Source organism: Streptomyces ziwulingensis (assembly GCF_039542605.1).
GTDB classification, from domain to species: Bacteria; Actinomycetota; Actinomycetes; order Streptomycetales; family Streptomycetaceae; genus Streptomyces; species Streptomyces ziwulingensis.
The window spans coordinates 47,657-73,446 of the sequence record NZ_BAABIG010000010.1; the positions used below are offsets into that span (position 1 = coordinate 47,657).

21 protein-coding genes and 2 pseudogenes are annotated in these 25,790 nt (G+C 71.5%); 11 read left to right on the forward strand and 12 right to left on the reverse strand.

Annotated elements, in window-relative coordinates:
* Nucleotides 1–57 precede the first annotated feature (57 nt).
* The 3 genes from ABEB00_RS05200 to ABEB00_RS05210 form a co-directional block, all read right to left on the reverse strand.
* Nucleotides 58–969 (reverse strand): sugar ABC transporter permease, encoded by a 912-nt coding sequence (locus ABEB00_RS05200; RefSeq protein ID WP_345617704.1) that lies wholly within the window; start codon nucleotides 967–969, stop codon nucleotides 58–60.
* A 13-nt stretch (nucleotides 970–982) separates the two neighbouring features.
* On the reverse strand, nucleotides 983–1,987 hold the full coding sequence (locus ABEB00_RS05205) for a carbohydrate ABC transporter permease (protein WP_345617705.1): 1,005 nt from the start codon (nucleotides 1,985–1,987) through the stop codon (nucleotides 983–985).
* 114 nt (nucleotides 1,988–2,101) lie between these two features.
* Nucleotides 2,102–3,370: an extracellular solute-binding protein gene (locus ABEB00_RS05210; protein WP_345617706.1), complete on the reverse strand. Its 1,269-nt coding sequence runs from the start codon at nucleotides 3,368–3,370 to the stop codon at nucleotides 2,102–2,104.
* 478 nt (nucleotides 3,371–3,848) lie between these two features.
* Here ABEB00_RS05210 and ABEB00_RS05215 point away from each other — a divergent pair, with 478 nt between their 5' ends.
* Together ABEB00_RS05215 and ABEB00_RS05220 are read left to right on the forward strand one after the other, a co-directional pair.
* Complete coding sequence (locus tag ABEB00_RS05215; RefSeq protein ID WP_345617707.1) at nucleotides 3,849–4,877, forward strand: LacI family DNA-binding transcriptional regulator; 1,029 nt, start codon at nucleotides 3,849–3,851, stop codon at nucleotides 4,875–4,877.
* Between the two features lie 140 nt (nucleotides 4,878–5,017).
* Nucleotides 5,018–5,878, forward strand: coding sequence for a phosphatase PAP2 family protein (locus tag ABEB00_RS05220; protein ID WP_345617708.1), 861 nt, complete (start codon nucleotides 5,018–5,020; stop codon nucleotides 5,876–5,878).
* On the opposite strand, the gene ABEB00_RS05225 is transcribed toward ABEB00_RS05220, so the two are convergent.
* Entirely contained in the window at nucleotides 5,866–8,871 is a 3,006-nt protein-coding gene (locus ABEB00_RS05225) for a bifunctional [glutamine synthetase] adenylyltransferase/[glutamine synthetase]-adenylyl-L-tyrosine phosphorylase (RefSeq protein WP_345617709.1), read from the reverse strand. The two genes, ABEB00_RS05220 and ABEB00_RS05225, sit on opposite strands and share 13 nt — an antisense overlap.
* Before the next feature lie 279 nt (nucleotides 8,872–9,150).
* On the opposite strand from ABEB00_RS05225, the gene ABEB00_RS05230 reads away from it, so the two are divergent.
* Nucleotides 9,151–9,603, forward strand: coding sequence for a VOC family protein (locus ABEB00_RS05230; RefSeq protein WP_345617818.1), 453 nt, complete (start codon nucleotides 9,151–9,153; stop codon nucleotides 9,601–9,603).
* Nucleotides 9,604–9,664: 61 nt separating this feature from the next.
* Here the strand turns inward: ABEB00_RS05230 and ABEB00_RS05235 are convergent, their stop codons facing one another.
* Complete coding sequence (locus ABEB00_RS05235; RefSeq protein ID WP_345617710.1) at nucleotides 9,665–11,437, reverse strand: NAD+ synthase; 1,773 nt, start codon at nucleotides 11,435–11,437, stop codon at nucleotides 9,665–9,667.
* A gap of 373 nt (nucleotides 11,438–11,810) precedes the next feature.
* Here ABEB00_RS05235 and ABEB00_RS05240 point away from each other — a divergent pair, with 373 nt between their 5' ends.
* The 4 genes and pseudogenes from ABEB00_RS05240 (at nucleotide 11,811) to ABEB00_RS05255 (ending at nucleotide 16,250) form a co-directional block, all read left to right on the forward strand.
* A complete protein-coding gene (locus ABEB00_RS05240) occupies nucleotides 11,811–13,172 on the forward strand; it encodes a glutamine synthetase family protein (protein WP_345617711.1) in 1,362 nt (453 codons plus the stop codon).
* Nucleotides 13,173–13,190: 18 nt separating this feature from the next.
* A pseudogene (locus tag ABEB00_RS05245) lies at nucleotides 13,191–13,361 on the forward strand (AraC family transcriptional regulator); the annotation flags it as partial.
* A gap of 13 nt (nucleotides 13,362–13,374) precedes the next feature.
* Nucleotides 13,375–13,791, forward strand: a complete 417-nt coding sequence (locus tag ABEB00_RS05250) for a VOC family protein (RefSeq protein WP_345617712.1) — start codon at nucleotides 13,375–13,377, stop codon at nucleotides 13,789–13,791.
* 98 nt (nucleotides 13,792–13,889) lie between these two features.
* Nucleotides 13,890–16,250, forward strand: coding sequence for an ATP-binding cassette domain-containing protein (locus ABEB00_RS05255; RefSeq protein WP_345617713.1), 2,361 nt, complete (start codon nucleotides 13,890–13,892; stop codon nucleotides 16,248–16,250).
* Here the strand turns inward: ABEB00_RS05255 and ABEB00_RS05260 are convergent.
* Nucleotides 16,247–17,140: a TetR family transcriptional regulator gene (locus ABEB00_RS05260; RefSeq protein WP_345617714.1), complete on the reverse strand. Its 894-nt coding sequence runs from the start codon at nucleotides 17,138–17,140 to the stop codon at nucleotides 16,247–16,249. The genes ABEB00_RS05255 and ABEB00_RS05260 overlap by 4 nt on opposite strands.
* Before the next feature lie 158 nt (nucleotides 17,141–17,298).
* On the opposite strand from ABEB00_RS05260, the gene ABEB00_RS05265 reads away from it, so the two are divergent.
* On the forward strand, nucleotides 17,299–18,486 hold the full coding sequence (locus ABEB00_RS05265; RefSeq protein ID WP_345617715.1) for an FAD-dependent oxidoreductase: 1,188 nt from the start codon (nucleotides 17,299–17,301) through the stop codon (nucleotides 18,484–18,486).
* Nucleotides 18,487–18,598: 112 nt separating this feature from the next.
* Here the strand turns inward: ABEB00_RS05265 and ABEB00_RS05270 are convergent, their stop codons facing one another.
* Together ABEB00_RS05270 and ABEB00_RS05275 are read right to left on the reverse strand one after the other, a co-directional pair.
* Nucleotides 18,599–19,138: a TetR/AcrR family transcriptional regulator gene (locus ABEB00_RS05270; RefSeq protein ID WP_345617819.1), complete on the reverse strand. Its 540-nt coding sequence runs from the start codon at nucleotides 19,136–19,138 to the stop codon at nucleotides 18,599–18,601.
* Between the two features lie 22 nt (nucleotides 19,139–19,160).
* On the reverse strand, nucleotides 19,161–19,997 hold the full coding sequence (locus ABEB00_RS05275) for an alpha/beta fold hydrolase (RefSeq protein WP_345617716.1): 837 nt from the start codon (nucleotides 19,995–19,997) through the stop codon (nucleotides 19,161–19,163).
* 517 nt (nucleotides 19,998–20,514) lie between these two features.
* Here ABEB00_RS05275 and ABEB00_RS05280 point away from each other — a divergent pair.
* Nucleotides 20,515–21,123, forward strand: a complete 609-nt coding sequence (locus ABEB00_RS05280) for a hypothetical protein (protein WP_345617717.1) — start codon at nucleotides 20,515–20,517, stop codon at nucleotides 21,121–21,123.
* 137 nt (nucleotides 21,124–21,260) lie between these two features.
* Here ABEB00_RS05280 and ABEB00_RS05285 read toward each other — a convergent pair whose 3' ends face one another.
* Complete coding sequence (locus ABEB00_RS05285; RefSeq protein WP_345617718.1) at nucleotides 21,261–21,494, reverse strand: hypothetical protein; 234 nt, start codon at nucleotides 21,492–21,494, stop codon at nucleotides 21,261–21,263.
* Between ABEB00_RS05285 and ABEB00_RS05290 the strand changes: the two genes are divergently transcribed.
* Both ABEB00_RS05290 and ABEB00_RS05295 read left to right on the forward strand, forming a co-directional pair.
* The gene (locus tag ABEB00_RS05290; protein WP_345617719.1) at nucleotides 21,493–22,425 is read left to right on the forward strand and encodes a helix-turn-helix domain-containing protein; all 933 of its coding nucleotides are present in this window, start codon (nucleotides 21,493–21,495) and stop codon (nucleotides 22,423–22,425) included. The genes ABEB00_RS05285 and ABEB00_RS05290 overlap by 2 nt on opposite strands.
* Nucleotides 22,422–22,619, forward strand: coding sequence for a DUF397 domain-containing protein (locus tag ABEB00_RS05295; RefSeq protein ID WP_345617720.1), 198 nt, complete (start codon nucleotides 22,422–22,424; stop codon nucleotides 22,617–22,619). Before ABEB00_RS05290 ends, ABEB00_RS05295 begins: the two co-directional genes overlap by 4 nt.
* Here the strand turns inward: ABEB00_RS05295 and ABEB00_RS05300 are convergent.
* The 3 genes and pseudogenes from ABEB00_RS05300 to ABEB00_RS05310 form a co-directional block, all read right to left on the reverse strand.
* Nucleotides 22,558–23,154 (reverse strand): NUDIX hydrolase, encoded by a 597-nt coding sequence (locus tag ABEB00_RS05300; RefSeq protein ID WP_345617721.1) that lies wholly within the window; start codon nucleotides 23,152–23,154, stop codon nucleotides 22,558–22,560. The genes ABEB00_RS05295 and ABEB00_RS05300 overlap by 62 nt on opposite strands.
* Nucleotides 23,155–23,288: 134 nt before the next feature.
* Nucleotides 23,289–24,521 carry an MFS transporter gene (locus ABEB00_RS05305; protein WP_345617722.1) on the reverse strand — a complete coding sequence of 411 codons (1,233 nt, stop codon included), beginning with the start codon at nucleotides 24,519–24,521 and terminating at the stop codon, nucleotides 23,289–23,291.
* A gap of 200 nt (nucleotides 24,522–24,721) precedes the next feature.
* Nucleotides 24,722–25,673: pseudogene (locus ABEB00_RS05310) on the reverse strand (endonuclease/exonuclease/phosphatase family protein).
* Nucleotides 25,674–25,790 lie beyond the last annotated feature (117 nt).

A 25,790-nucleotide genomic window follows, 5' to 3' on the forward strand; every position in this document is an offset into this window, starting at 1 on the left:
GCGTGACGGGTGCACGGGTACAGGGGTGCACGGGTACAGGGAGGCGTGGGCACGGGGTCAGCCCTTCGTGCCGCCCGCGGTGAGGCCGGTCACCAGGTTCTTCTGCACGAGGTAGAAGAAGGCGGACACGGGTATCGCGATCAGCACGGCGGTCGCGGCCATCAGGTTGCGCTGCGCGTCGTGCTCGCTGACGAAGCTCTGCAGGCCGACCGCGAAGGTGTACTTGGTGTCGGACAGCATGAACGTGGACGCGAAGGCGACCTCGCCGAAGGCCGTGATGAAGCTGTAGAAGCCGGCCACCGCCAGGCCCGGCCGGGCCAGCGGCAGGATCAGCCGGAAGAAGGTGCCGAACGGTGAGAGCCCGTCGACCCGGCCCGCCTCGTCGATCTCGAACGGGATGGTGTCGAAGTAGCCCTTGAGCAGCCAGGCGCAGTACGGCACCGCGGTCGAGCAGTAGACCAGGATCAGGCCGAGGTAGCTGTCGATGAGCTGGAGGTCGGACAGGATCTGGTACATCGGCACGATCAGTACGGCGATGGGGAACATCTGGGTGACCAGCAGCACCCACATCAGCTTCCGGTAGCCGGGGAACCGCATGCGCGAGACGGCGTAACCGGTCGTCGCCGCCACCATGACGCCGACGACCGTCGTGCCCAGCGAGACGATCAGCGAACTGCGCAGCCACTCCCAGAAGTTCGTCTCCCGCAGGACGAAGGAGTAGTTGTCGAAGGTCATCTTCGACCAGATGCCGCCGGGGTGCAGGTAGTCGTCCTTGTCCGGGCCGAGGGAGAGGTAGACCAGCCAGGCGATGGGGAACAGGGCGATCAGGCTCGCGACGGTGAGGACGCCGTGCGAGGCGAGGGCCGCGAACGGGCCGCGCCGGCCGCGCGGGCGGACCTTGCCGGGTGCGGCGGCCGTCAGGCGCTTCGGGTTCGCCGGGTCCTGGGGGGCGGCGGTCGTGGTGCTCATGGGGGCTCCTGCCTCAGATCGCGAGCTGCTGGTCATCGCGGTTCAGCCAGCGGCGGTAGAAGGAGGTGAAGACGATCAGGACGGCCAGCAGCAGGATGCCGTAGGCGGCGGAGGCCGCGAACTCGCGCGGCTGCTGTCCGAAGCCGAGCTGATAGGCCCAGGTGACCAGGATCTGCGCGTCCGGGGCGGTGTTGCCGAACAGCAGGAAGATGATGGCGAACTGGTTGAAGGTCCAGATGATGCCGAGCAGTACGACGGTGGAGCTGACCGACCGCAGCCCCGGCAGGGTGACGTGCCGGAACTGCTGCCAGGCGCTCGCGCCGTCCATCTCGGCGGCCTCGTACAGCGTGTCGTCGATCGACTGCAGACCGCCGAGCAGCGAGACCATCATGAACGGCACCCCGCACCAGGTGTTCACCATGATCGCGGCGAACCGCTGCCAGAAGGTGTCCTCCAGCCACAGCGGCGTCGGCAGGTGCAGCGTCTCCAGGGCGGAGTTGATGATGCCGGAGTCGGCGAGCATGAACCGCCAGCCGAAGACGGTGACGAAGGTGGGCACGGCCCACGGCAGGATCAGGATCAGCCGGTAGAAGGTGCGCCCGCGCAGCTTCTGGTCGAGCAGCAGCGCGAGGCCCAGGCCGATGACGTAGTGCAGGGTGACACAGGCGGCCGTCCAGCCGATCGTCCAGACGAAGTGCGACCAGAACCGGTCGTAGGCCGTCTCGCCCCACAGGATGTCGGCGTAGTTGTCGAGGCCGACGAACTTGTAGGTGGCCTCGATCTCGTTGACGCCGATGGTGCGCGCGGAGTTGAGGCTGTCGGCGTCGGTGAGGGTGAGCCAGAGGCCGTAGGCCAGGGGGTAGAGCACCAGGACGCCGAGCACGACGACCACCGGCGCGATCATGGCGTAGGCGTACCAGTGCTTCTGGTAGCCCTGCTTCAGGCGCCCGCCCGGCCCGGGCCGCGGGGCGCGGTCACCGCGGCGCCTGCCGGTCGCGCGGTCGATGGTGACTGTCATGGTTCGGCACCTTCTGGAAGGTCAAGGTCGAGAGCAAGATCGAGAGCATGCGCAATGAACATGAGCATGAGCATGAGCAAGGGGTACGGCGTGCGGGCCGGCGGCCGTCCGGACTCACTTGCTGAAGTCGGGCACCAGCTTGGCGATCGCCGTCTCGGCGTTGCCCAGGCCCTCGTCCAGGGACTCCTTGCCGCTCGCGATCTTCGGCAGCTCGTCGTCCAGCGGCGTCCACAGGGAGCTGTACTCCGGCAGCGCCGGGCGGGGCTGGGCGGCGGCGAGCACGCCCTGGTAGCCGGCGATGCCCGGGTCGGCCTTGACCTGGTCGGTGTAGGCGTCGTCGCGGGTCGGCAGGGTGGAGTTCTTCAGGGCCACGGTCTCCTGGGACTTCGCCGAGGTCATGAAGTTGACGAACTTCAGCGCGGCCTGCTGGTGCGCCTCGTCGGATCCGGCGTACACCGACAGGTTGTGACCGCCGGTCGGAGCGCCGGCCTTGCCCGTCGACCCGGCGGGCACGGTGGCGATCCCCAGGTTCTCCTTCTCCTTGAAGGCGGAACCCCGGTAGAAGTTCGTGATCTCCCAGGGACCCTGGATGATCGAGGCGACCTGGCCGTTGACGAAGGCGTCCTGGATGTGGGCGTAGGCGTCGGCGGTGGTGTCGGCCTTGTGCAGGCCCTTGCCGTCGAACAGCGACTGCCAGGTGCCGTACGCCTTCTTCGCCTCGGCGGAGGCGACGGTGATCTTCTTGCCCTCGGCGTCGACGGTGTCGGTGCCCTCGCCGTACAGGAAGGGCTGGCCGTAGTACCCGGCCGTCGACCCCCAGTAACCGTCGACACCGGTCCTGCTCTTGACCGTGGCGGCGGCCTTCTTCAGGTCGTCCCAGGTCTTCGGCGCCTCGACGCCGGCCTTCTCGAACAGCTCCTTGTTGTACACGAGGGCGAGCGTGTCGGTGACCAGCGGGACGCCGTACGTCTTGCCCTCGTACCTGGCCTGCTCGATCAGCGAACTCTGGAACTTGTCCTGGTCGGCGAGGGCCTCGGTGCCGTCCAGCGGAAGGAAGAACCCCTTCTTGGCGAAGGCGGGGGTCCAGCCGACCTCGGAGCGCAGCACGTCCGGGGCGCCCTTGGAACCGGCGGCGGTGTCGAACTTGTTCTGCGCCTGGTCGAAGGGGACGTTGACGTACTTGACCTTGATGTCCTTGTGGGCCGCCTCGAACTCCTTGACCAGGGCCTGGTACGTCGGCGCCTCGTTGGTCGCGTTGGAGGTGTCCCACCAGGTGAGGGTGACCGGCCCGTCGGCACTGTCGCCGCTGTCGCTTCCGCCGCAGGCCGTCGCCGCGAGGGCGAGGGACGCCACCAGCGCGGTGGCCGCTATGCCACGCCGCATGAGTTCTCCTTGAGGGTGAAAGCCCGTGAGTGCAGGAGGGGTCCCGTCCACCGCTCCTGTCGACTTGCCGACCGCGCCGTTGCCGCCGCCGGGCGACGTGAACGTAACAGCGATGAAAGCGTTCCGAAAGACCTTGCAGCAAAAAAGTGCAAGGCGCGCCGACCGTCACCCGGTCGTGACCGTTCCTGAAACGCTGGACACCGCTTGCCGACCGTCCTCGGCCGTACCGGGACCGGACTCCCGCCCGCACGACGGACATTCGGTCACCTGTGCAAGACTCTGCAAGTGCTCTGCAAGCCCGCTGCAAGGACTTGCCGCAGCCCGCACCACCGGGGTGACCGCCCCGGTGCGGACCGGACACCGCTCCACGACATGGGGGATCGCGATGACGCAGCAGCCCGCAGCGGCCCGTTCCGGGGTGCGCGCCAGGCGCCCCTTCGGTGGGCAAGGTGACAGGCGGCGGCTACAGTCCACTCCTGTGACCACACGGCTAGCCGACATCGCTGCTCAGGCGGGGGTGAGCGAAGCAACCGTCAGCCGCGTCCTGAACGGCAAGCCGGGCGTCGCCGCCACCACCCGCCAGACCGTACTCGCCGCCCTCGACGTCCTGGGCTACGAACGGCCCGTACGCCTCCGGCAGCGCAGCGAGGGCCTGGTCGGGTTGATCACCCCGGAGCTGGAGAACCCCATCTTCCCGGCTCTCGCCCAGGTCATCGGCCAGGCCCTGACCCGCCAGGGCTACACCCCGGTCCTGGCCACCCAGACCCCCGGCGGCTCCACCGAGGACGAGCTGACGGAGATGCTGGTCGACCGGGGCGTGGCCGGCATCATCTACGTCTCCGGCCTGCACGCCGACACCAACGCCGACATGCAGCGCTACGAGCGGCTGCGCGCCCAGGACGTGCCGTTCGTCCTCGTCGACGGCTTCTCGCCCAAGGTGCAGGCCCCCTTCATCTCCCCCGACGACCGCGCCGCGATGTCCCTGGCGGTCACGCACCTGGTCTCGCTCGGTCACACCCGCGTCGGTCTGGCCCTCGGCCCGAAACGCTTCGTCCCGGTCCAGCGCAAGATCGAGGGCTTCGTCCGGGCCGTGCAGGACCTCCTCGGCCTGTCTCCCGGGACCATCGAGACGGAACTCGTCCAGCACTCCCTCTACACCCTGGAGGGCGGCCAGGCCGCCGCGACCGCCCTGATCGACCGTGACTGCACGGCCGTGGTCTGCGCCAGCGACATGATGGCGCTCGGCGCGATACGGGCGGCCCGGCAGCGCGGTCTGGAAGTGCCGGACGACATCTCGGTGGTCGGCTTCGACGACTCCCCCCTGATCGCCTTCACCGACCCGCCGCTCACCACCGTCCGCAAACCGGTCCCGGCGATGGGCCAGGCGGCGGTGCGCACCCTCCTCGAAGAGATCGGCGGCACCCCCGCCCCGCACAGCGAGTTCGTCTTCATGCCGGAACTGGTGGTCCGCGGCTCCACGGCATCGGCCCCCGCGCGCACCCGCTGACCCGTCCCCGCCCACGGCTCGCGCCGCACGGCTCATCCCCGCGGCGGAGGGGCCGCCCTCCCCCTGCCGTAGAACATGCGTCCAGAACCCGTCGGTGGGATGATCGGGGGGACAGGGCTTTTCTGGCAGACTCTGTGCCTATGGGTGAGACGACCGCGACGAAGACGGAAGGCCGACAAGAGGCCGTTCCGCAGCCCGTCGCGGACCGCGGGCGCACCTGGCCGCGCGCTCCCCGCCACCCCCGCCTGTGGTTCGAGATCCTGCTGATCGCGGTGAGTTACTGGACGTACTCGCTCATCCGCAACGCGGTCCCCGAACAACGCGCCCAGGCCCTGGCCAACGCCGACTGGCTCTGGAAACTGGAGCAGAACCTCGGCATCGCCGTGGAGCAGAGCGTCAACACCGCCCTCAACCAGGTCACTTGGCTGATCGTGGGCATGAACTACTACTACGCGACCCTGCACTTCGTCGTCACCATCGGCGTCCTCGTCTGGCTCTACCGCAGCCACCCCGGCCGGTACGCGGCGACCCGCCTGGTCCTCTTCGCGACCACCGGCGTCGCCCTCCTCGGCTACTACCTGTACCCGCTCGCCCCGCCCCGCCTGATGCACGGCGGCGGCTTCATCGACACCGTCATGGTCCACCAGACCTGGGGTTCGATGGCCTCGGGCGACCTGAAGAACATGTCCAACCAGTACGCCGCGATGCCGTCCATGCACATCGGCTGGTCCTTCTGGTGCGGCCTGACCATATTCACCCTGGCCAACACCCCCTGGGCCCGCGTCCTCGGCCTGCTCTACCCCGCGGCCACCCTGATCGTGATCGTCGCCACCGCCAACCACTTCTGGCTGGACGCGGTCGGCGGCCTCCTCTGCCTGGCCTTCGGTTACGCCGTCACCCGGGCCTGCTACGGCACCCTCCCGCACGCCCTCCCCCGGCGGGTCCCGGCCGGCACCACCACCCGTGCCCCCAAGGTCGAGGCGAGCCCTCAGCCCCCGTAGAACAGCTCGTCCACGACCCCCCGGGCGCGCCGCCCGCCGCGCCGGTACGCGTCGAGCATGTCCCCGACCCGCCCGTCCCCGTACCCCAGGTACCGTCCCACCGCGGCCAGCTCCCGGCTCTCGCTCGGGAACGTGTCCCCGGCCCGCCCCCGCACCAGCATCACCGCGTTGCGCACCCGGGTGGCCAGCACCCACGCCTCGTCGAGGATCTCCGCCTGCTCCTCGGTGACCAGCCCCGCCCCGCACGCCGCCGCCAGCGCCGCCCGGGTCCGGGTGGTCCGCAGCCCGGCCACCTCGTGCCCGTGCCGCAACTGCGCGAGCTGCACCGTCCACTCGACGTCGGAGAGCCCGCCGGGCCCCAGCTTGACGTGCAGCTTGGGGTCGGCCCCGCGCGGCATCCGCTCCGACTCCATCCGCGCCTTCAGCCGCCGGATCTCCCGCACCGCGTCCTCGCCCGGCCCGCCCGCCGGGTACCGCAGCGGATCGATCAGCTCGGTGAACCGCCGCCCCAGCTCCTCGTCGCCCGCCACCCACTCGGCCCGCAGCAGCGCGTGCGACTCCCAGGTCAGCGACCACCGCCGGTAGTACGCCGCGTACGACTTCAGGGTCCGCACCATCGGCCCGGACTTCCCCTCCGGCCGGAGATCCGCGTCGATCAGCAGCGGCGGATCGGCGCTCGGGATCTGCAGCAGCCGCCGCATCTCGGCCACGACCCGGTTCGCCGCGTCCCCGGCCGTCCGCTCGTCCACCCCGTCCCGGGGTTCGTGCACGAAGAGCACGTCGGCGTCGGAGCCGTAGCCCAGCTCGTGCCCGCCGAACCGGCCCATGCCGATGATCGCGAACCGGGTGGGGAGTTCCGCGCCCCAGCCGTCCCGCACCACGGCCCGCAGGGTCCCGGCGAGGGTGGCCGCGGTCAGGTCGGAGACGGCCGCCCCGACCCGGTCCACCAGCGCCCCCCGGTCGGCCTCGACGGGCCGGCTCTCGGTGCCGTAGGAGGCGATGATGTCGGCCGCGGCCGTGCGGAACAGCTCCCGCCGGCGCACCCCGCGCGCCGCCGTGACGGCCGGCCCGGCCCCGTCGGCCCGCCCGACCGCCGCGAGCACCTCCGCCTCCAACTGTGCCCGGCCGCGCGGTGCGAGGCCGCCGCCGTCACCGTCCCCGAGCAGCGCCACCGCCTCGGGCGCCCGCATCAGCAGGTCCGGCGCGAGCCGCCCGGCGGAGAGCACCCGGGCGAGGTTCTCGGCGGCGGCGCCCTCGTCCCGCAGCAGCCGCAGGTACCAGGGCGTGTTGCCGAGCGCGTCCGAGACCTTGCGGAAGTTGAGCAGCCCGGCGTCCGGGTCGGCGGACTCCGCGAACCAGCCGAGCAGCACCGGCAGCAGGGTCCGCTGGATCGCCGCCTTGCGCGTCACCCCGGACGCCAGCGCCTCCAGGTGCCGCAGCGCGGCGGCCGGGTCGGCGTACCCGAGGGCGACCAGCCGTTCCCGCGCCGCCTCGGGACTCAGCCGGGCCTCCCCCGGCGCGAGCTGGGCGACCGCGTCGAGCAGCGGCCGGTAGAAGAGTTTCTCGTGCAGCCGCCGTACCACCGCCGCGTGCTGCCGCCACTCGCGCAGCAGCCCGGCGACCGGGTCGGTGCGCAGCCCCAGCGACCGCCCCAGGCGCCGCAGGTCGGCGTCGTCCTGCGGCACCAGATGGGTCCGCCGCAGCCGGTGGAGCTGGATGCGGTGCTCCATGGAGCGCAGGAAGCGGTACGCGTCGTCGAGGTGGGCCGCGTCCACCCGGCCCACGTAGCCGCCGGCCGCCAGCGCCTCCAGCGCGTCCAGGGTCGTGCCGCTGCGCAGCGAGGCGTCGGCCCGGCCGTGCACGAGCTGCAGCAGTTGGACGGCGAACTCGACGTCCCGCAGCCCGCCGGGGCCCAGTTTGAGCTGGCGGTCCACCTCGCCGACGGGGATGTTCTCCACCACCCGGCGGCGCATCTGCTGCACGTCGGCGACGAAGTTGTCCCGCTCGGCGACCTGCCACACCAGGGGCTGGAGGGCGTCGACGTACTCCTGTCCCAGTGACAGGTCGCCGGCGACCGGGCGCGCCTTGAGCAGTGCCTGGAACTCCCAGGTCTTGGCCCAGCGCTGGTAGTACGCGAGGTGGCTGCTCAGGGTGCGCACCAGCGGTCCGTTGCGCCCCTCGGGGCGCAGATTGGCGTCCACCGGCCAGATGGACCCCTCGACGGTGGTCTCGGAGCAGATCCGCATCAGGTGCGAGGCGAGCCGGGTCGCGGCGCGCACCACCTTGGTCTCGTCGGCGTCCCCGGCCCCCTCGGCGGGTTCGCCGACGAAGATGACGTCGACGTCGGAGACGTAGTTCAGCTCGTGACCGCCGCACTTGCCCATCGCGATCACCGCGAGCCGGCAGAGCGCGGCGTCCTCGGGGGCGGCGGCCTCGGCGATGGCGAGGGCGGACCGCAGGGTGGCGGTGGCGAGGTCGGCCAGTTCGGCGGCGGTCTCGGCGACGTCGATGGTGCCGCAGACGTCCCGGGCGGCGAGGGTGAGCAGGCAGCGCCGGTAGGCGACGCGCAGCGAGACGGGGTCGTGGGCGGCGGCGAGGCAGCGTTCGAACTCCTCGACGCCGGGGTGCAGGTCGCGCGGCTCGTAGGTGACCAGGGTCCGCCAGTCGCCGGGGTGCCGGGCAAGGTGGTCGGCGAGCGCCTCGGAGGCGCCGAGCACGCCCAGCAGGCGGTCGCGCAGCGGCTTGGCGGCGATGAGCGTGTCGAGCAGCTCGCGCCGGGCGGTGGTCCCGGGCTGCGCCTCCACCAGCCGGACCAGGCCGATCAGCGCGAGGTCGGGGTCGGCGGTGGCGCCGAGGGCGTCGAGCAGGACGGGGTCGCCCCGGACCGGTGTCAGCTCCTCGCCGTCCAGCAGCCGTTCGGCGGCGGAGGCGTCCGTGAAGCCGTGCCGCAGCAACCGTGTGAAGGTACTGCTCCTGCGCCCCGGCGCCGTCATCCCCGGCCTCCTGTCGATCACATCTGCCGGTCAAGTCTGCCGCTCATGGTCGATCAAGGCCGGTCGTGGCCGGTCGTGGCCGGTCGTGGCCGGTCGTGGCCGGTCGTGGCCGCCGATCAAGGTCGTCCTGGCCAGAGCCTAACCGGCCCGCCCGCGCCGGGCACCGGCGCGTTCCGCCGCCGCCTGCCGCGAAGCGGTGGCGAGGGCCCGCGCTTTCCGCTTGGGTGAGGACGAGCCGTACCGCCCGCGAGCCAGCCGGCAGGAGAGCACAGCATGGACATGGCGATGACCCTCGAAGTGATCCCGCTGCCGGTCAGTGACGTCGACCGGGCCCGGGACTTCTACCGGGACCGGGCCGGTTTCCACGTCGACATCGACCAGGAGGTCATGCCGGGCCTGCGGATCGTGCAGCTCACGCCGCCGGGTTCCGGCTGTTCGATCGCCCTGGGCGACGGCATCTGGGAGATGACGCCGGGGCCCCGCCCGGCACCGGGCTCGTACCAGGGCCTGCAACTGTGTGTCGCCGACGTCGAGGCGGCCCACGCGGAACTGGCCGGCCGCGGCCTGGACGTGAGCGAGCCGGTCCGGTACGCGCCGAGCGACGGCGCCACCTTCTTCTACTTCAAGGACCCGGACGGCAACGGCTGGGCCGTGCAGGAGTACCGCCGCCGCGCGACGCAACCCCTGCACAAGGCGCTCGCCGACCTGGCGGCGCGGCACGGCACCGGGTGACGCGCCCGCGGCGCTCGGGCGCTCAGGCGCTCAGGCGCTCAGGGGATCAGCCACTCGGGCCTCAGGCGGTCCCGGCCGGCCGGCCCGTCTCCCGCCACCCGTTGGTGATCGGCAGCCGCCGGTCCTTGCCGAAGCCCTTCGGGGAGATCTTGGTGCCCGGCGGGTACTGCCGCCGCTTGTACTCGGCGGTGTCGACCATGCGCAGCGTCTTGGTCACCAGTTCCTGGTCGAACCCGGCCGCGACGATCTCGTCGGCGCCGCGGTCCCGGTCGACGTACAGCTCCAGGATCGCGTCGAGGACCGGGTAGTCGGGCAGCGAGTCGGTGTCGACCTGGCCGGGGCGCAGCTCGGCGCTGGGCGGCTTGCTGATCGAGTTCTCCGGGATGGGCGGGGTCTGGCCGCGCTCACGGGCGGACCGGTTGCGCCACTCGGCCAGCTTGAACACGGACGTCTTGTAGAGGTCCTTGATCGGCCCGTAGGCGCCGACGGAATCGCCGTAGAGCGTGGAGTAGCCGACGGCCAGCTCCGACTTGTTGCCGGGGGCCAGCACGATGTGGCCCTCCTGGTTGGAGATCGCCATCAGCAGGGTGCCGCGCAGCCGGGACTGGAGGTTCTCCTCGGCGAGGCCGGTCAGGCCCAGCGACCCCATGTACGCGTCGAACATCGGCTCGATGGGGACGGTGCGGAAGTTCAGTCCGGTGCGCCGGGCCATCTCCGCCGCGTCGTCCTTGGAGTGGTCGGAGGAGTACTTCGACGGCATGGAGACGCCGTACACGTTCTCCGCGCCGACCGCGTCGCAGGCGAGGGCGGCGACCAGCGCGGAGTCGATGCCGCCGGACATGCCGATCAGCACCGACCGGAAGCCGTTCTTGGCGGCGTAGGCGCGCAGGCCGACGACGAGCGCCGAGTAGACCTCCTCGTCGTCGTCGAGCCGGTCGGCGTACCCGCCGGTCAGTTCCGGCTGGTAGGGCGGCAGCGGCTCCTCGGAGACGACGACCCGCTCGATGCGCAGCCCGTCGTCCACGACGCCGGCCGGGGCGTCGGCGGCGGCGGCCGGCAGGTCGAGGTCGAGGACGACGCAGCCCTCGGCGAACTGCGGGGCGCGGGCGACGACCTCGCCGTCGCGGTCGACGACGATCGAGTCGCCGTCGAAGACCAGCTCGTCCTGGCCGCCGATCATGGCCAGGTAGGCGGTGGTGCAGCCGGCCTCCTGGGCGCGCTTGCGCACCAGTTCCAGGCGGGTGTCGTCCTTGTCGCGCTCGTAGGGCGAGGCGTTGATGGAGAGCAGCAGGCCCGCCCCCGCCGACCGCGCGGCGGGCACCCGGCCCCCGTCCTGCCACAGGTCCTCGCAGATGGCGAGGGCCACGTCGACGCCGCGCACCCGCAGCACCGGCATGGTGTCGCCGGGGACGAAGTAGCGGAACTCGTCGAAGACGCCGTAGTTCGGCAGGTGGTGCTTGGCGAAGACCAGCACCACCTCGCCGCCGTGCAGCACCGCGGCGGCGTTGCGCGGGGCGCCCGCGGGCTGGCCGTACTTCGGCTGGGCGGTCTCGCTGCGGTCGAGGTAGCCGACGACGACCGGCAGCTCCCCGAGCCCTTCCGCGGCCAGCTTCGCGGCCAGGGCGCGCAGCGCGGCACGGGACGCCTCGACGAAGGACGACCGCAGGGCCAGGTCCTCGACGGGGTATCCGGTCAGCGCCATCTCCGGGAACGCCACGAGGTGCGCTCCCTGCTCGGCGGAGTGCCGGGTCCAGTGGACGATCGACTCGGCGTTCCGGGCGAGGTCACCGACGGTGGAGTCGATCTGGTTCAGGGCGAGTCGTAGTTGAGGCACGGGCCCAGTGTAATCGTCAGTCCGACGCGATGGGCGGGGGCGGGCCGTGCCGACGGGCGGAGCGGGCCGCGGCGGAGGCCGGGTGCGGGCTGTGCCGATCGGCGGGGCGGGGCCGCGGCGGCGGCCGGGAAGAGAGCCCGGCGGGCGGCGGCGGGGGGCCAGGAATGGCCCGATCGAACAGGTGGCCTCTACGCTGCGGGGAGAGCAACGAAACCGCCGCCTGCCGTACGCGGGTCGTTCCGTCCGGGGTCGGTCCGCCGATCATGGTCGGCAACGCGCGCGAAACGGGACTGTGGTGGGATGCTCTGGTGCCCGACCGCCTCCCGCGGTTCCGGAGACAGGCGGCCTGACCAGCAAGGATGGGAAGCGGAAGATGGACAAGCAGCAGGAGTTCGTGATCCGGACGCTTGAGGAGCGGGACATCCGTTTCGTACGCCTGTGGTTCACGGACGTGCTGGGCTTCCTGAAGTCGGTGGCCGTGGCCCCGGCCGAGCTGGAGCAGGCCTTCGACGAGGGCATCGGCTTCGACGGCTCCGCGATCGAGGGCTTCGCCCGGGTCTACGAGTCCGACATGATCGCCAAGCCGGACCCGTCCACCTTCCAGGTGCTGCCCTGGCGCGCCGAGGCGCCCGGCACGGCCCGTATGTTCTGCGACATTCTGATGCCGGACGGCTCGCCGTCCTTCGCGGACCCGCGGTACGTCCTCAAGCGCGCCCTGAACCGTGCCTCCGACTCGGGTTTCACCTTCTACACCCACCCGGAGATCGAGTTCTTCCTGCTGAAGTCCAAGCCGGTCGACGGTTCGGTGCCGACCCCGGCGGACAACTCCGGGTACTTCGACCACACCCCGCAGAACATCGGCATGGACTTCCGCCGCCAGGCGATCACCATGCTGGAGTCGATGGGCATCTCGGTGGAGTTCTCCCACCACGAGGGCGCCCCCGGCCAGCAGGAGATCGACCTGCGCTACGCGGACGCGCTCTCCACGGCCGACAACATCATGACGTTCCGCCTGGTGATGAAGCAGGTGGCGCTGGAGCAGGGCGTGCAGGCGACCTTCATGCCCAAGCCCTTCTCCGAGCACCCCGGCTCCGGCATGCACACCCACCTCTCGCTCTTCGAGGGCGACCGCAACGCCTTCTACGAGTCCGGCTCGGAGTACCAGCTCTCCAAGGTCGGCCGCTCCTTCATCGCGGGCCTGCTCAGGCACGCGGCGGAGATCTCCGCGGTCACCAACCAGTGGGTCAACTCCTACAAGCGGATCTGGGGCGGCACCGAGCGCACCGCGGGCGCGGGCGGCGAGGCCCCCTCGTACATCTGCTGGGGCCACAACAACCGCTCGGCGCTGGTACGGGTCCCGATGTACAAGCCCGGCAAGACCGGCTCGGCCCGCGTCGAGGTCCGCTCGATCGACTCCGGCGCCAACCCGTACCTGACCTACGCGGTCCTGCTCGCCGCCGGTCTGAAGGGCATCGAGGAGGGTTACGAGCTTCCCCCCGGCGCCGAGGACGACGTGTGGGCCCTCTCGGACGCCGAGCGCCGCGCGATGGGCATCGAGCCGCTCCCCCAGAACCTCGGCGAGGCACTGACCCTGATGGAACGCAGCGACCTGGTCGCCGAGACCCTGGGCGAGCACGTCTTCGACTTCTTCCTGCGCAACAAGAAGCAGGAGTGGGAGGAGTACCGCAGCGAGGTCACGGCGTTCGAGCTGCGGAAGAACCTGCCGGTGCTCTGAGCGTCGATCTCCGTGGCCATGGAACCGGCGGATCTGAGGCGGCTGCGCCGCGCTCGGGACGTGGTGGACCGCGACTACGCGGAACCACTGGACGTCCCGGCGCCGGCGCGGGTCGCGCTGATGTCGGCCGGGCACTTCTCCCGGAACCAGGCCGGTCAGGAATGGAGAAGCGGGGCGGGCCGCCGCCCCGTAGCGTCGGGGCATGGACATCGAACTCGCACAGTGTTTCATCGCGGTCGACGACCATGACAAGGCGCTCGCCTTCTACGGCGACGTCCTCGGCCTGGAGGTCCGCAACGACGTCTCCTTCGAGGGGATGCGCTGGGTGACCGTGGGCCCGCCCGCCCAGCCGGACGTGGAGATCGTCCTGGAGCCGCCGCTCGCCGATCCCATGGCCCCGCAGGCCGACCGCCGGGCGATGGCGGAACTCCTCGCCAAGGGCATGCTGCGGGGCGTCATCTTCTCCACCGCCGACGTCGACGCCACCTTCGAACGCATCCGGGCGGCCGGCGGCGAGGTGCTCCAGGAGCCCGTCGACCAGCCGTACGGCGTGCGCGACTGCGCCTTCCGGGACCCGGCCGGCAACATGCTGCGGTTCCATCAGCCGCGCGAGGGATAACGGCGGTCCCTCGAAGAAGCAGGTATCGAGATCCGACTGCGCTAGGGTCTCCCGGCTCGGACACGTCGATGTGAGCAGCACACGGGGAGACGACGATCATGGTCACGCACGCCGCCGACAGTCACGGTCTGATCCGCGTGCTGGGGGCGCGCGAGAACAATCTCAAGGACGTCAGTGTCGAGATCCCCAAGCGCCGCCTGACGGTGTTCACGGGGGTCTCCGGCTCGGGCAAGAGCTCCCTGGTGTTCGACACCATCGCGGCGGAGTCGCAGCGGCTGATCAACGAGACGTACAGCGCGTTCGTGCAGGGTTTCATGCCGTCGCTCGCCCGGCCCGACGTCGACCTGCTGGACGGTCTGACCACCGCGATCATCGTCGACCAGCAGCGGCTGGGCGCCGATCCGCGCTCGACGGTGGGCACGGTCACCGACGCCAACGCGATGCTGCGCATCCTCTTCAGCCGGCTCGCCGAGCCGCACGTCGGGCCGCCGGGCGCGTACTCCTTCAACGTCGCCTCGGTGTCGGCGAGCGGCGGGTTCACGGTCGACCGGGGCAGTGAGCGGACGAAGACGGAGAAGGTGGCCTTCAGCCGCACCGGCGGCATGTGCACCCGCTGCGAGGGCCGGGGCTCGGTCTCCGACATCGACCTCACCCAGCTCTACGACGACTCCAAGTCGCTGAACGAGGGCGCGCTGACGATCCCCGGCTACACCATGGACGGCTGGTACGGCCGGATCTACCGGGGCTGCGGCTTCTTCGACCCGGACAAGCCGATCGCCCGGTTCACCAAGAAGGAACTGCACGCCCTCCTCCACCAGGAGCCGACGAAGATCAAGGTCGAGGGGATCAACCTCACCTACGAGGGGCTGATCACGAAGATCCAGAAGTCGATGCTGTCGAAGGACGTCGAGGCGCTCCAGCCGCACATCCGGGCCTTCGTGGAGCGGGCGACGACGTCCGGGCGCTGCCCCGGGTGCGACGGCACCCGGCTCAGCCCGGCCGTGCGGGCGTCGAAGATCGACGGCCGTTCGATCGCGGACGCCTGCGCGATGGAGATCCGCGACCTCGCCGCGTGGGTCGGGGCGCTGGACGAGCCGTCGGTGGCGCCGCTGCTCGGCGCGCTGCGTGACGCCCTCGACTCGTTCGTGGAGATCGGCCTCGGCTATCTGTCGCTGGAGCGGCCCTCGGGCACGCTCTCGGGCGGCGAGGCGCAGCGCGTGAAGATGATCCGGCACCTCGGTTCCTCGCTCACCGACGTCACCTACGTCTTCGACGAGCCGACCGTCGGTCTGCACCCGCACGACATCCAGCGGATGAACGACCTGCTGCTGCGCCTGCGGGACAAGGGCAACACGGTACTGGTGGTGGAGCACAAGCCGGAGGCGATCGCGATCGCCGACCATGTGGTCGATCTCGGTCCGGGAGCCGGTACGGCGGGCGGCACGGTCTGCTTCGAGGGGACCGTCGAGGGGCTGCGGTCCGGGGGCACCCTCACCGGCCGTCACCTGGACGACCGGGCCGCCGTCAAGGAGTCGGTGCGCGAGGCCGCGGGCGCCCTGGAGATCCGGGGCGCGCGCACCCACAACCTCCATGACGTCGACGTCGACATCCCGCTCGGGGTGCTGTGCGTGGTGACCGGTGTCGCGGGGTCCGGCAAGAGTTCGCTGGTGCACGGGTCGGTCCGCTCCGACGAGGGTGTGGTCCGCGTCGACCAGGGCGCGATCCGCGGCTCGCGGCGCAGCAACCCGGCGACGTACACCGGGCTGCTCGACCCGATCCGCAAGGCGTTCGCCAAGGCCAACGGGGTCAAGCCGGCGCTGTTCAGCGCCAACTCCGAGGGCGCCTGCCCGAACTGCAACGGCGCCGGGGTGGTCTACACCGACCTCGGGATGATGGCCGGTGTCTCCACCACCTGCGAGGAGTGCGGGGGCAAGCGGTACGACGCCTCGGTGCTGGTGCACCTGCTGGGGGGCCGGGACATCAGCGAGGTGCTCGCGATGCCGGTCTCCGAGGCGCTGGAGTTCTTCGCCGACGGCGCGGCCCGCACCCCGGCCGCGCACCGGATCCTCACCCGGCTCTCCGACGTCGGCCTCGGCTATCTCACCCTGGGCCAGCCGCTCACCACGCTCTCCGGCGGCGAACGGCAGCGGCTGAAGCTGGCGGTCCACATGGCGGAGAAGGGCGGCGTCCTCGTCCTCGACGAGCCGACCACGGGTCTCCACCTGGCCGATGTCGAGCAGTTGCTCGGCCTCCTCGACCGCCTGGTCGACTCCGGCAGGTCGGTCATCGTGGTCGAGCACCACCAGGCGGTCATGGCCCACGCCGACTGGATCATCGACCTCGGCCCCGGCGCCGGCCACGACGGCGGCCGCGTCGTCTTCGAGGGCACACCGGCCGACCTGGTCGCGGCACGGTCGACGCTGACGGGTGAGCACCTGGCGGCGTACGTGGGTGGTTAGCCCTTGGGCTCAGGGGCCGCGAGAGCCTCAGGGTGCTTGAGGTCCTCGGGGTCCGCGGGGCCGGCGGGCGTCGCTGCGGCCCTGACGCCCGCGAGGACGAGATCGACCCCGGCGAGGAACTGCTCGCGGTCGTCGTGCCCGCGCAACTGGTCCGCGACGGCCCGGGTGAACGGGTAGTCGTCGGGGTCGAGTTCCTCCCACGCCGTGGACACCGTGTCGAGGAACTCGGCGCGGTTCGTGGCGGGGACGTGGGCGACGGCGTTCGCGGCGTTCTGGCCGGCGGCGCCGAGGATGTAGAGCATCAACGCCGAGGTGGCCGTGAACCAGCCGCCCTCGGGCACACCCAGCGCGCGGACCTGCCGCCCGATGGCTTCGAAGAGCCGCGGCGTCACCGACCCCCACGGGCTCAGGGAAAGCTGCGCGGAGAGCTGTGCGGCGAGCCACGGGTGGGCGTCGATCACGTCGTAGAGACCTAGCGCCACCCGCCGGATCGCAGCCTCCGGGGAGCCGGGGGAAGCCGGGGAGCCGGGGGAAGCCGGAAAACCGGGCGAGTCCGGCGAGTCCGGCGCCTCCGCGGTGTCCGGCGAGTCCGGGGCGGTCGGCGCGTTCGGGGCGGTCGGCGCGTTCGGGGCGGTCGGCGCGTTCGGGGCCGCCGCGGGGACAAGGGCCGCGGCGATCAGTGCCTCCGTCGCGGTGCTGAGCAGTTCGCCCTTGTTCGCCACATGCCAGTAGAGCGCTCCGGGGCCGGTGGCGAGGCGCTCGGCCAGGGCGCGGAAGGTGAGCCCGCTCTCGCCGGCCGCGTCGAGCAGTTCGACGGCGGCCGCGACGATGCGCTCCCGGGAGAGCGGTTCCTCTCGCCGCCGCTCGGGACGACGTGCCTTCGTTGCCATGTCCTCATCCTGGCATACGTCTGGAACGGGGTTCCAGCTTGACATTGCTGGAACGCCGTTCCAGGCTGGGAACTGCTGGAACGACGTTCCAGTGATGTTCTGCCAGGTGCCTGCCCCGGCGCAGGTGTACGTAAGGCCCGCAAACGTAAGGAACCCCGGTGACGACCCCTACGACCGCCCCCGCGACCGCCTCCCTGACCGCCCCCAGGACCACTCACGTCACGATCATCGGTGCCGGGCTCGGCGGGCTGACCCTCGCCCGCGTCCTGCACGTCCACGGCATCGCGGCGACGGTCTACGAGGCCGAGGCCTCGCCGACCGCCCGCGCCCAGGGCGGGATGCTCGACATCCACGACCACAACGGCCAGCTCGCGCTGCGGGCGGCCGGCCTGTTCGACGAGTTCCGCGCCCTCGTCCTGGCGGGCCACGAGGCGGTCCGGGTCCTCGGCCGGGACGGGACCGTCCTGTTCGACCAGCCCGACGACGGCACCGGCGGACGCCCCGAGGTGCTCCGCGGTGAGCTGCGGCGGACACTCCTCGACTCGCTCCCGGCCGGCACCGTCCGCTGGGGCCACAAGGTCAGCGGCGTCCGCGCGCTCGGCGACGGCCGCCACGAGGTGACCTTCGCCGACGGCACCACCACCGTCACCAGTTTGCTGGTCGGCGCCGACGGCGCCTGGTCGCGGGTGCGGCCGCTGCTCTCCGACGCCGTCCCCGAGTACGTCGGCACCTCGTACGTCGAGACCTATCTCTTCGACGGCGACACCCGGCATCCGGCACCCGCGAAGGCGGTCGGCGGCGGGTCGATGCTCGCGGTGACGCCGGGGAAGGGGATCCAGGCCCACCGGGAGAGCGGCGGGAGGCTGCACACCTACGTGGCGCTCTCCCGGCCGCTGGACTGGTTCGCCGGCATCGACTTCACCGACGGCGCCGCGGCCACCGCCCGGATCGCCGCGGAGTTCGAGGGCTGGGCGCCGGAACTGACCGCGCTGATCACCGACGGCGAGTCCGCGCCGGTACTGCGTGCTCTGCACACCCTGCCGGTCGAGCACCGGTGGGACCGGGTGCCGGGCGTGACCCTGCTCGGCGACGCCGCACACCTGATGATCCCGTCCGGCGAGGGCGCCAACCTGGCCATGTACGACGCCGCCGAACTCGGCAAGGCGCTCGCCGCGCACCCCGAGGACGTAGAGGCCGCGCTCGCCGCGTACGAGCGGGACCTCTTCCCGCGCAGCGCCGAGGAAGCCGTCGGGGCCGGCGATCTGCACGAGCGCATGTTCGGCGACGACGCGCCCCACGGCCTGATCGACATGTTCACCGGCGGCGAGCGGGCACCGGCCCTCTGAGCGGCGCGCCGCGCTCATCGGCCCCTGCCCCGCCCGTCGGCCCCGCCACACTCGCCGGTCCCGTCCCGCCCGTCACCCCGCCCCGCTCGCCGGTCCCGACGCGGCGGCGGTCTCAGCCGCCGCCCGCCCGCAGTCCCCGGTCGGCGAAGGCGATCAGCCACTCGAAACTCTCGTCGATGTCCGCGCTCCACTGGAAGGCGCCCGCCGACTGGAGCGTGGCGAAGCCGTGGCAGAGGCTGCGGAGCATGCGCAGGGCGTGGTCCACGTCGGGCCCGGCGACCTCGTAGCCGCGCAGGACCGCCGTGAACGCGTCGAGCAGCCGCAGTCCCTCGGTGGCCAGTGGATCGTCGGGGCCGGCCGGTTCCATGCCGATGGTCGCGGCATAGCGGCCGGGGTGGGCGAGGACGAAGGCGCGGAAGGCGCGGGCCGCGGCCGCGAGGGCGTCGCGGCCGGCGTAGCCCTGGGTCGCGCCGCCCACGGCGTCGGCGGCCTGGCCGAGCGCCAGGGCCGCGATCCGCCGGGTCAGGTCCTCCTGGCCGCCGACGTGCTTGTACAGGGAGGGGGTGCGTACGCCCAGCCGCTCGGCCAGCAGCCCCATCGTCAGCCCGGCGAGGCCCACCTCGTCGGCGAGGGCCGCGCCGGCCTCGACCACGGCCGCCGGGTCCAGGCCCGCCCTAGGCACGGTCGGCGTCCGCGCGGAGGAAGGCGAGGACCAGCGGGACCACCTGGTCGGGGTACTGGTCGTGCGGGTAGTGCCCCGCGCCCTCGATCATCTCCAGCCGGCCGAGCCCGTCCGGCAGCGCGTCGACCACCGCCGCTCCCTCGGCCCGCGGGTCGGCCCAGTCGGGGTCGAGGGTGCCCATCACCACCAGGACCGGGCAGCGTACGTCGCCGAGCCGCGCACCGGCGTCGGTGGGGGCGCTGCGGGCCATGCCCCGCAGGGCTTTCATCCGGCCCGGCTCGCGCAGCAGGGCGTCGACGCGGCCGAGCCGTTCGGTCCAGTCGGCCGGCTTCACGCCGGGGTAGGCCGCGTCGAGGTATGAGCGCCAGAGCGCCCGGCTGCCGAGGACGCCCGCGCCGAGCAGTCGCACCATGCCCCGCCGGAAGCGGCTCACCCGCAGGTCGCCGAGGCGGACCGTCTGCTCGCGGGTGAACGGGGCCAGTTCGACCACGGCGCTGATCAGCGCGGGTTCGCGGGCGGCGGCGATGGTGGCGGCGCCGCCGGAGATGGAGTGGCCGACGAGGACGGCCGGGCCGCCCAGGTGACGGACGAGGGCGAGCAGGTCGCCGGCGAGGTCGGTGCGGCTCCAGGCCGGCCAGTCGACGCTGGACTCGCCGCAGCCGCGCAGGTCGACCGCGGCGACCCGGTGGCCCGCCGCCACCAGGGCCGGGAGCATCGCGCGGTAGGCGGCGCGGCTGTCGCCGATGCCGTGGGCGAGGACGATGAGCGGGCCTGCGCCCGCCACCTCGTAGGCGAGCGTGCCGCCGTCGACGGCAAGGTACTCGGTCATGGCTTCTCCCAGCTCCGGCTAATTCCGTTAGCCAAAAGCTAATGTCATTAACCAAAGCTGTCAACACGCCGCGGAACGGCTCGCCGGCGAGGACGGCGCGAAGGGAGAGAGTCCCCCGCGCGGATCCTGCGGGTCCGGGACCCGCGCGAGGCGTTCCAGCAGATCCGGAGGATCACTCCCGGACCCTTCCGGATGCGGTCCGAGCCGTTTGTCGGCAAGGGGGACCAGAGATCACGTGCCGGCAGACCAGGCAAACATGGGCGATATCTACCGTAAACTCTCTTTTAGCTCCTCCGCGCCACCCAAAGCACCGAAATGCAACCGCCAGTTGAAGCCCCGCACCATAACGGGGGACACTGTCTGACGGATGCGTGTTCCCGGCCGAGTGGCACCCACTTCCGCATCCTCCCGCGCAGGTCACCGGAGGCCATTTACCCAGGTATTACTGGGCAGTTGACCTCAGGGTTTCGTGGTAGCGTCCTTGTTCGCAGGGACAGTGCAACCTGAAAGGGAAATCGTGAACACGGAGAAGATCGCCGCTCGCCGCCTCTCGCTGGAAGAGGTGACGAAGCTCGGCGTGAAGGACAGGGTCTTCGTTTCCGCCGACACGGCAGAACTCAAGCTTCCCGACTGCTATGTCCCTGCTTTTCTGACCAAGTCCGGTGAGGATTTCGAGGGCGGCGCGATCACGGCGAGGACCGTATTCCAGGAAGAGGTCTCCTGTCTTCCGGACGACGAGAACGAAGCCGGAATCTACGTGGCCGACGAAAACGGCTCGGCGACCATCGAGGTCCTCCAGTCCGCCGGTGTCGTGCTGGACCTGGCACTTTTCGTGCCCGGTGGGGACAAGGGGGCCCTCACGGCCCTTTACGCCGCGGCCCGGCAGGCGTTCGGCGCCGACATCGTGCAGATCTGGCGCCAGGGCCTCAAGGAGGTTCCCGACGTGAAGGTCGACATCTTCGAGGAGCAGGTTCCCCGGGGCCGCAAGGGGGGCGACAGCCCCAAGCGTGACCGCCGCGCGATCGACACCTACCCCACCCGTGCGGACTTCATCGAGTTCTCCACGGGGTGGAAGCCGGCCATTGAGGTCCACAAGCCGGTTGTTGACGACACGCCGACCATCTGAGGCGTCAACTCCCGTTCTCGGATTGAGAAAACGCCGAGACCGCATGCGCCGGACCTGGTCGCCCCCCCCGAGCGGCCAGGGAGCCGCCGTCGGAGAACAACTCACGAACACCGAGACGCTGTCCCAGTCGGCAGACGTCACGCGCATTGCGGTGACGGCCGGAGGCGATGTTCTTCGCGCCGTTCAGTCGTGTGGGTGGGGTTGTCGAGTTTGGCCATCTCGCCGATCACAGTTCCGTCGATCGCGTAGCGTGACCAGCGGTGACGCACCGACGTCAAGTACCTGTACGCGCGGTGCGGACGCAGGTACGAGCCGCGCGGCGTGACGCCGCCTCGTGCCGGGCGTTGGGCGGAGGAGGCGGTGGTCGACATGACGGAACGTACTGGTGAAGACGCGGGCGCGGGGGCGGATGACCTGCCGGGCGGGGGCGGTGGCCGGGCGGTCGTGGGCCAGGCGGAGGGTCGGGAGAGCGACGACGGGTCCGGGCGGCGGCCGGAAGGCGAGGCCGGGAAGGGCGTGGTCTGCGCGTTCGGCAAGAACCTGAAGACGTTGCGGCTGCGGGCCGGCCTGGACCGCGAGGAGTTCGGGAAACGGATCGGGTACTCGGCGTCGACGGTGGCGTCGTACGAGCAGGGGCGGAGGATTCCGTCGCCCCGGACGATCGACCGGGCGGATGAGGTGGTGGGCGCGGACGGGCTGTTGAGCAACTGGAAGGAGGAGATGGAGCGGGCTCAGTATCCGGGGTTCTTCCAGGGGATGGCGGCCTTGGAGAAAGAAGCCATTGAGCTGCTCTCCTACGACACACTCGTGGTCAAGGGGCTGCTTCAGACCGAGGAGTACATGAGGGCGCTGTTGGGGATGCGACGTCCCCCGTTGGACCCGGAAATCATCGAGCAGCGAGTAGCCGCGCGGCAGGCTCGTCAGGACATCCTCGACCGACGTCCCGTACCACTTCTCAGCTTCGTGATGGACGAGTCGGTACTGCGACGCCCTTACGGCGGAAAGCCCGTGTTGCGGGGGCAGTTGGAGCAGATCCTGCTGTTCGGCCAGAAACGGAACGTCGAGATCCAGGTCATGCCGCTCGGCTGCGTGGAGAGTGCGGGCGTGGACGGGCCGTTCACTGTCGTCACGCGCGAAGACGGCAAGAAGTTCGTGTACGCCGAGGCGCAGGGGACCAGTGCCCTCGAAACCGACCCGAAGCGCGCTGCTCTCTCGGCCGCACGCTATGGGATCATCCGATCGCAGGCTCTCACTCCGCAGGATTCAACGGAGTTCATCGAAGGAGTGCTGGGATCGCTATGAAGAACACCGAGTCCCCCGCCACCGTGTCCGCCCTCACCTGGTTCAAGAGCAGCCACAGCGGAGCCGAGGGCGGCGACTGTGTAGAGGTCGCCACCACTACGGCCGCCGTACACGTCCGGGACTCCAAAGACGTCACCGGGCCCGTCCTCGCGATGTCGCGTGGGGCTTGGGCGGGGTTCGTCGAGTTGGTCTGACGCGCGTACGGTCACCAGGGCCCCGCCGGTCCACGTCCGGACCGGCGGGGCTCTCGTCAGTCCTCCGGGGCCCGTGTCGCGGCGATCGGCTCGGGGCAGACGCCGGGATCGACTCCGCTCGGACGGTGATGACCTGCTGGGCCGGCAGCAGCGCCAGTGGACCACCTTGAAGCAGGAAGCGCCCCTCGGCCGCGGCCCGGATCGCGGCCGGCATCGGCCACCACATGAGCGTGAACCCCTCCTCGCCGGGCGTGAGCTGCTGCGGGCCACGGGTGAGACCTTCGGCCAGGAACAAGTGGATGCGGGCGGTGGAGTCCAGGGTGAGGGCGTACGAGCCGAGGGGCTGCCAGGCTCGGGCGGTGACGCCGGCCTCCTCGTGCAGCTCGCGCCGCGCGCACTCTTCGGGTGTCTCGCCGTCTTCCCGACGTCCTCCGGGCAGGAACACGTACGCGCCGCCGTGCCGGGGGAACTCGGCGGCCAGGACGGCGACCATGCCGCCCGCGTCTCGGGCCACGATGACGGAGGCGTCACGCATCGCCTCTCGCCGGGATGGATCGGTCTGTCGGGCAGCACCGCCCCAAGCGGCGTCTCCCGCGAGAAGTGGGTCACAGCACCGAGCCGACACCGAACGGAAGACCGCCCAGGCGCCGTGACCGCCGGCGGCGGCCCTCAGCCCCGTACCGCCTCCGCCTCCGCCTGTTCCGGGACATGCCCCGCGACCACCCGTTCCCGGCCGCCGGCGGCCACCGGCACGGCCCCGCGCCGGTCGACCAGGTACGCCGCCCCCGCGACCGCCAGTCCGAGGACGGCAAGCGCCGAGCCCGCGAGGGCCGGGGACGTGGTGCCGAGGCCCGCCGCCAGGGTGAGGCCGCCGATCCAGGCGCCGCCGGCGTTGGCCAGGTTGAACGCGGCCTGGTTGGCGGAGGAGGCCAGCGACGGGGCCGCCGACGCCTTCTCCATGACCATGAGCTGAAGCGGGGAGCCGGTGACGAAGGCGGCCATGCCGAGCAGGGCGACCGCCAGCGCCGCCGTGACCGGCGTACGCATCAGGAGCGGGAAGAGGGCGAGGACCAGGACGAGCGAGGCGAGGCCGCCGAAGAGGGTGGCCCGCAGGGAGTGGTCGGCCAGGCGTCCGCCGAGCAGGTTGCCGGCCGTGGCGCCGACGCCGAACAGGGCCAGCAGCAGCGTCACGCTGGCCTCGCCGTAGCCGGCGGCGTCGGTGAGCATCGGGGTGATGTAGCTGTAGGCCGAGAACAGGGCGCCGAAGCCGGCCACCGTGGTGCCGAGCGCCAGCCAGACCGGGACGGACTTCAGGGCCGCCAGTTCGCCGCGCAGGCCGGTGGTGGCGGCCGGCGCGTGGTCGCGCGGGATGAGGAAGGCCAGCGCCGCTATCGCCGCCACGCCGATCGCGCTCACCGCGAGGAACGTCGCCCGCCAGCCCATCTGCTGGCCCATGGCGGTGGCCGCGGGCACGCCGATGATGTTGGCGACGGTCAGGCCGAGGAACATCAGGGAGACGGAGCGGGCCCGGCGTTCCGGCGCCACCATGCCGGTGGCGACGACCGCGCCGACGCCGAAGAAGGCGCCGTGCGGCAGGCCGCTGAGGAAGCGGGCGGCGAGCAGCAGGTGCTCGCCGGGGGCGAGGGCCGACAGGGCGTTGCCGACCACGAAGAGCACCATCAGGCCGATGAGGACGGTACGGCGGGACCGGCGGGCGGTGACCGCGGCGAGCAGCGGGGCGCCGATGACGACGCCGAGCGCGTACGCCGAGACGAGGTGTCCGGCGGACGGGATCGAGAGGCCGAGGTCGTCCGCGACGTCGGGCAGCAGGCCCATCATCACGAACTCGGTGGTGCCGATGCCGAAGGCGCCCACGGCGAGGGCGAGCAGGGCCAGGGGCATGAAGAGGGTCGCCTTTCGAGAGCGGATGTCCGTACGGGGAGCGGGGGGACGGGGGAACGGGAGACAGGAGAAGGGGACTGCGTATGTTCCCGTACGGAACAAAGTCTCTCAGGGTGAGTATTCCGCGAGGTGACGCGCGGGTTGCGGATACCGGTCGGTCACCGGTCGCGTACCGGTCGGAAAGCGGATGAGCTGGGCGTTCAGGACGCGGATGTGTCGACCTTCACACGGGCCGCGACCGGCAGGTGGTCGCTGCTGGTCGCCGGGAGCGTCCAACTGCTCTCCGGCTCGACGCCGCGCACCAGGATCTGGTCGATGCGGGCCAGCGGGAAGGACGCCGGCCAACTGAAGCCGAAGCCGTCGCCCGCCGCGCCCTGGGTGGAGCGCATCTGCGCGGTGACGGCGGTGAGCGCGCGGTCGTTCATGGTGCCGTTCAGGTCGCCGAGCAGGACCACCCTGGCGACCGGCTCGTCGGCGATGGCCTCCCCCAGCGCGTCGGCGCTCTTGTCCCGCTGCCGGGCGGTGAACCCGGCCTCCAGCTTGACCCGGACCGAGGGCAGGTGGGCGACGTAGACCGCGACCGGCCCGGCCGGGGTGGTGACGGTGGCGCGCATCGCGCGCTTCCAGCCCAGTTTGATGTCGACGGCCCGCACACCGCTCATCGGGGACTTGCTCCACAGTCCGACCGTGCCCACCACCGCGTGGTGCCGGTAGACGGAGCCCATCGCCTTCTCGTACGTCGGCACGGCGGTCGCCTTCAGTTCCTCCAGCGCCACCACGTCCGCGCCGGACGCGACGACGGACCGGGCGGTGCCGGCCGGGTCGGCGTTGTCGGCGTTGACGTTGTGGGTGACCACCGTGAGGCCGCCGCCGGGCGCCGACTTGGTGGTGAGCAGACCGCCGAAGAGGTTCAGCCAGACGACCGCGGGGACCAGCAGCGCGATCAGGGCCGTCGCGGACCTGCGGACGAGCGCGACGACGAGCAGGACCGGGATCAGCAGGCCGAGCCAGGGCAGGAAGGTCTCCAGGAGGGAGCCGAGGTTGCCGATGACGTTGGGGATGTGCGAGTGCGCCGCCATGACCGCGGCCGACAGCAGGGCCACCGCGGCGGTGACGATCCCCCGGCGCCAGATCCGCCGGTCGCCCCGCCACCCGGAGACGAGCCGCGAGGCCAGGCGCCGGAGCCGGTTCTCTCGGCGCCCGGGATCCGAGCCGCCGTCGTCCGTCTCCGTCGCGTACGCCTGCTGCGCCATACCGTCGCCTCACAAC

Bases quoted from the DNA above. Each gene is read 5' to 3' on its own strand.
- ABEB00_RS05290 (WP_345617719.1), top strand. From the start codon at position 21,493: ATGACGGAACGTACTGGTGAAGACGCGGGCGCGGGGGCGGATGACCTG.
- ABEB00_RS05260 (WP_345617714.1), bottom strand. From the start codon at position 17,140: ATGGCAACGAAGGCACGTCGTCCCGAGCGGCGGCGAGAGGAACCGCTC.
- ABEB00_RS05230 (WP_345617818.1), top strand. From the start codon at position 9,151: ATGGCGATGACCCTCGAAGTGATCCCGCTGCCGGTCAGTGACGTCGAC.
- ABEB00_RS05210 (WP_345617706.1), bottom strand. From the start codon at position 3,370: ATGCGGCGTGGCATAGCGGCCACCGCGCTGGTGGCGTCCCTCGCCCTC.
- ABEB00_RS05200 (WP_345617704.1), bottom strand. From the start codon at position 969: ATGAGCACCACGACCGCCGCCCCCCAGGACCCGGCGAACCCGAAGCGC.
- ABEB00_RS05295 (WP_345617720.1), top strand. From the start codon at position 22,422: ATGAAGAACACCGAGTCCCCCGCCACCGTGTCCGCCCTCACCTGGTTC.
- ABEB00_RS05225 (WP_345617709.1), bottom strand. From the start codon at position 8,871: ATGACGGCGCCGGGGCGCAGGAGCAGTACCTTCACACGGTTGCTGCGG.
- ABEB00_RS05240 (WP_345617711.1), top strand. From the start codon at position 11,811: ATGGACAAGCAGCAGGAGTTCGTGATCCGGACGCTTGAGGAGCGGGAC.
- ABEB00_RS05285 (WP_345617718.1), bottom strand. From the start codon at position 21,494: ATGTCGACCACCGCCTCCTCCGCCCAACGCCCGGCACGAGGCGGCGTC.
- ABEB00_RS05250 (WP_345617712.1), top strand. From the start codon at position 13,375: ATGGACATCGAACTCGCACAGTGTTTCATCGCGGTCGACGACCATGAC.
- ABEB00_RS05300 (WP_345617721.1), bottom strand. From the start codon at position 23,154: ATGCGTGACGCCTCCGTCATCGTGGCCCGAGACGCGGGCGGCATGGTC.
- ABEB00_RS05275 (WP_345617716.1), bottom strand. From the start codon at position 19,997: ATGACCGAGTACCTTGCCGTCGACGGCGGCACGCTCGCCTACGAGGTG.
- ABEB00_RS05255 (WP_345617713.1), top strand. From the start codon at position 13,890: ATGGTCACGCACGCCGCCGACAGTCACGGTCTGATCCGCGTGCTGGGG.
- ABEB00_RS05220 (WP_345617708.1), top strand. From the start codon at position 5,018: ATGGGTGAGACGACCGCGACGAAGACGGAAGGCCGACAAGAGGCCGTT.
- ABEB00_RS05205 (WP_345617705.1), bottom strand. From the start codon at position 1,987: ATGACAGTCACCATCGACCGCGCGACCGGCAGGCGCCGCGGTGACCGC.
- ABEB00_RS05305 (WP_345617722.1), bottom strand. From the start codon at position 24,521: ATGCCCCTGGCCCTGCTCGCCCTCGCCGTGGGCGCCTTCGGCATCGGC.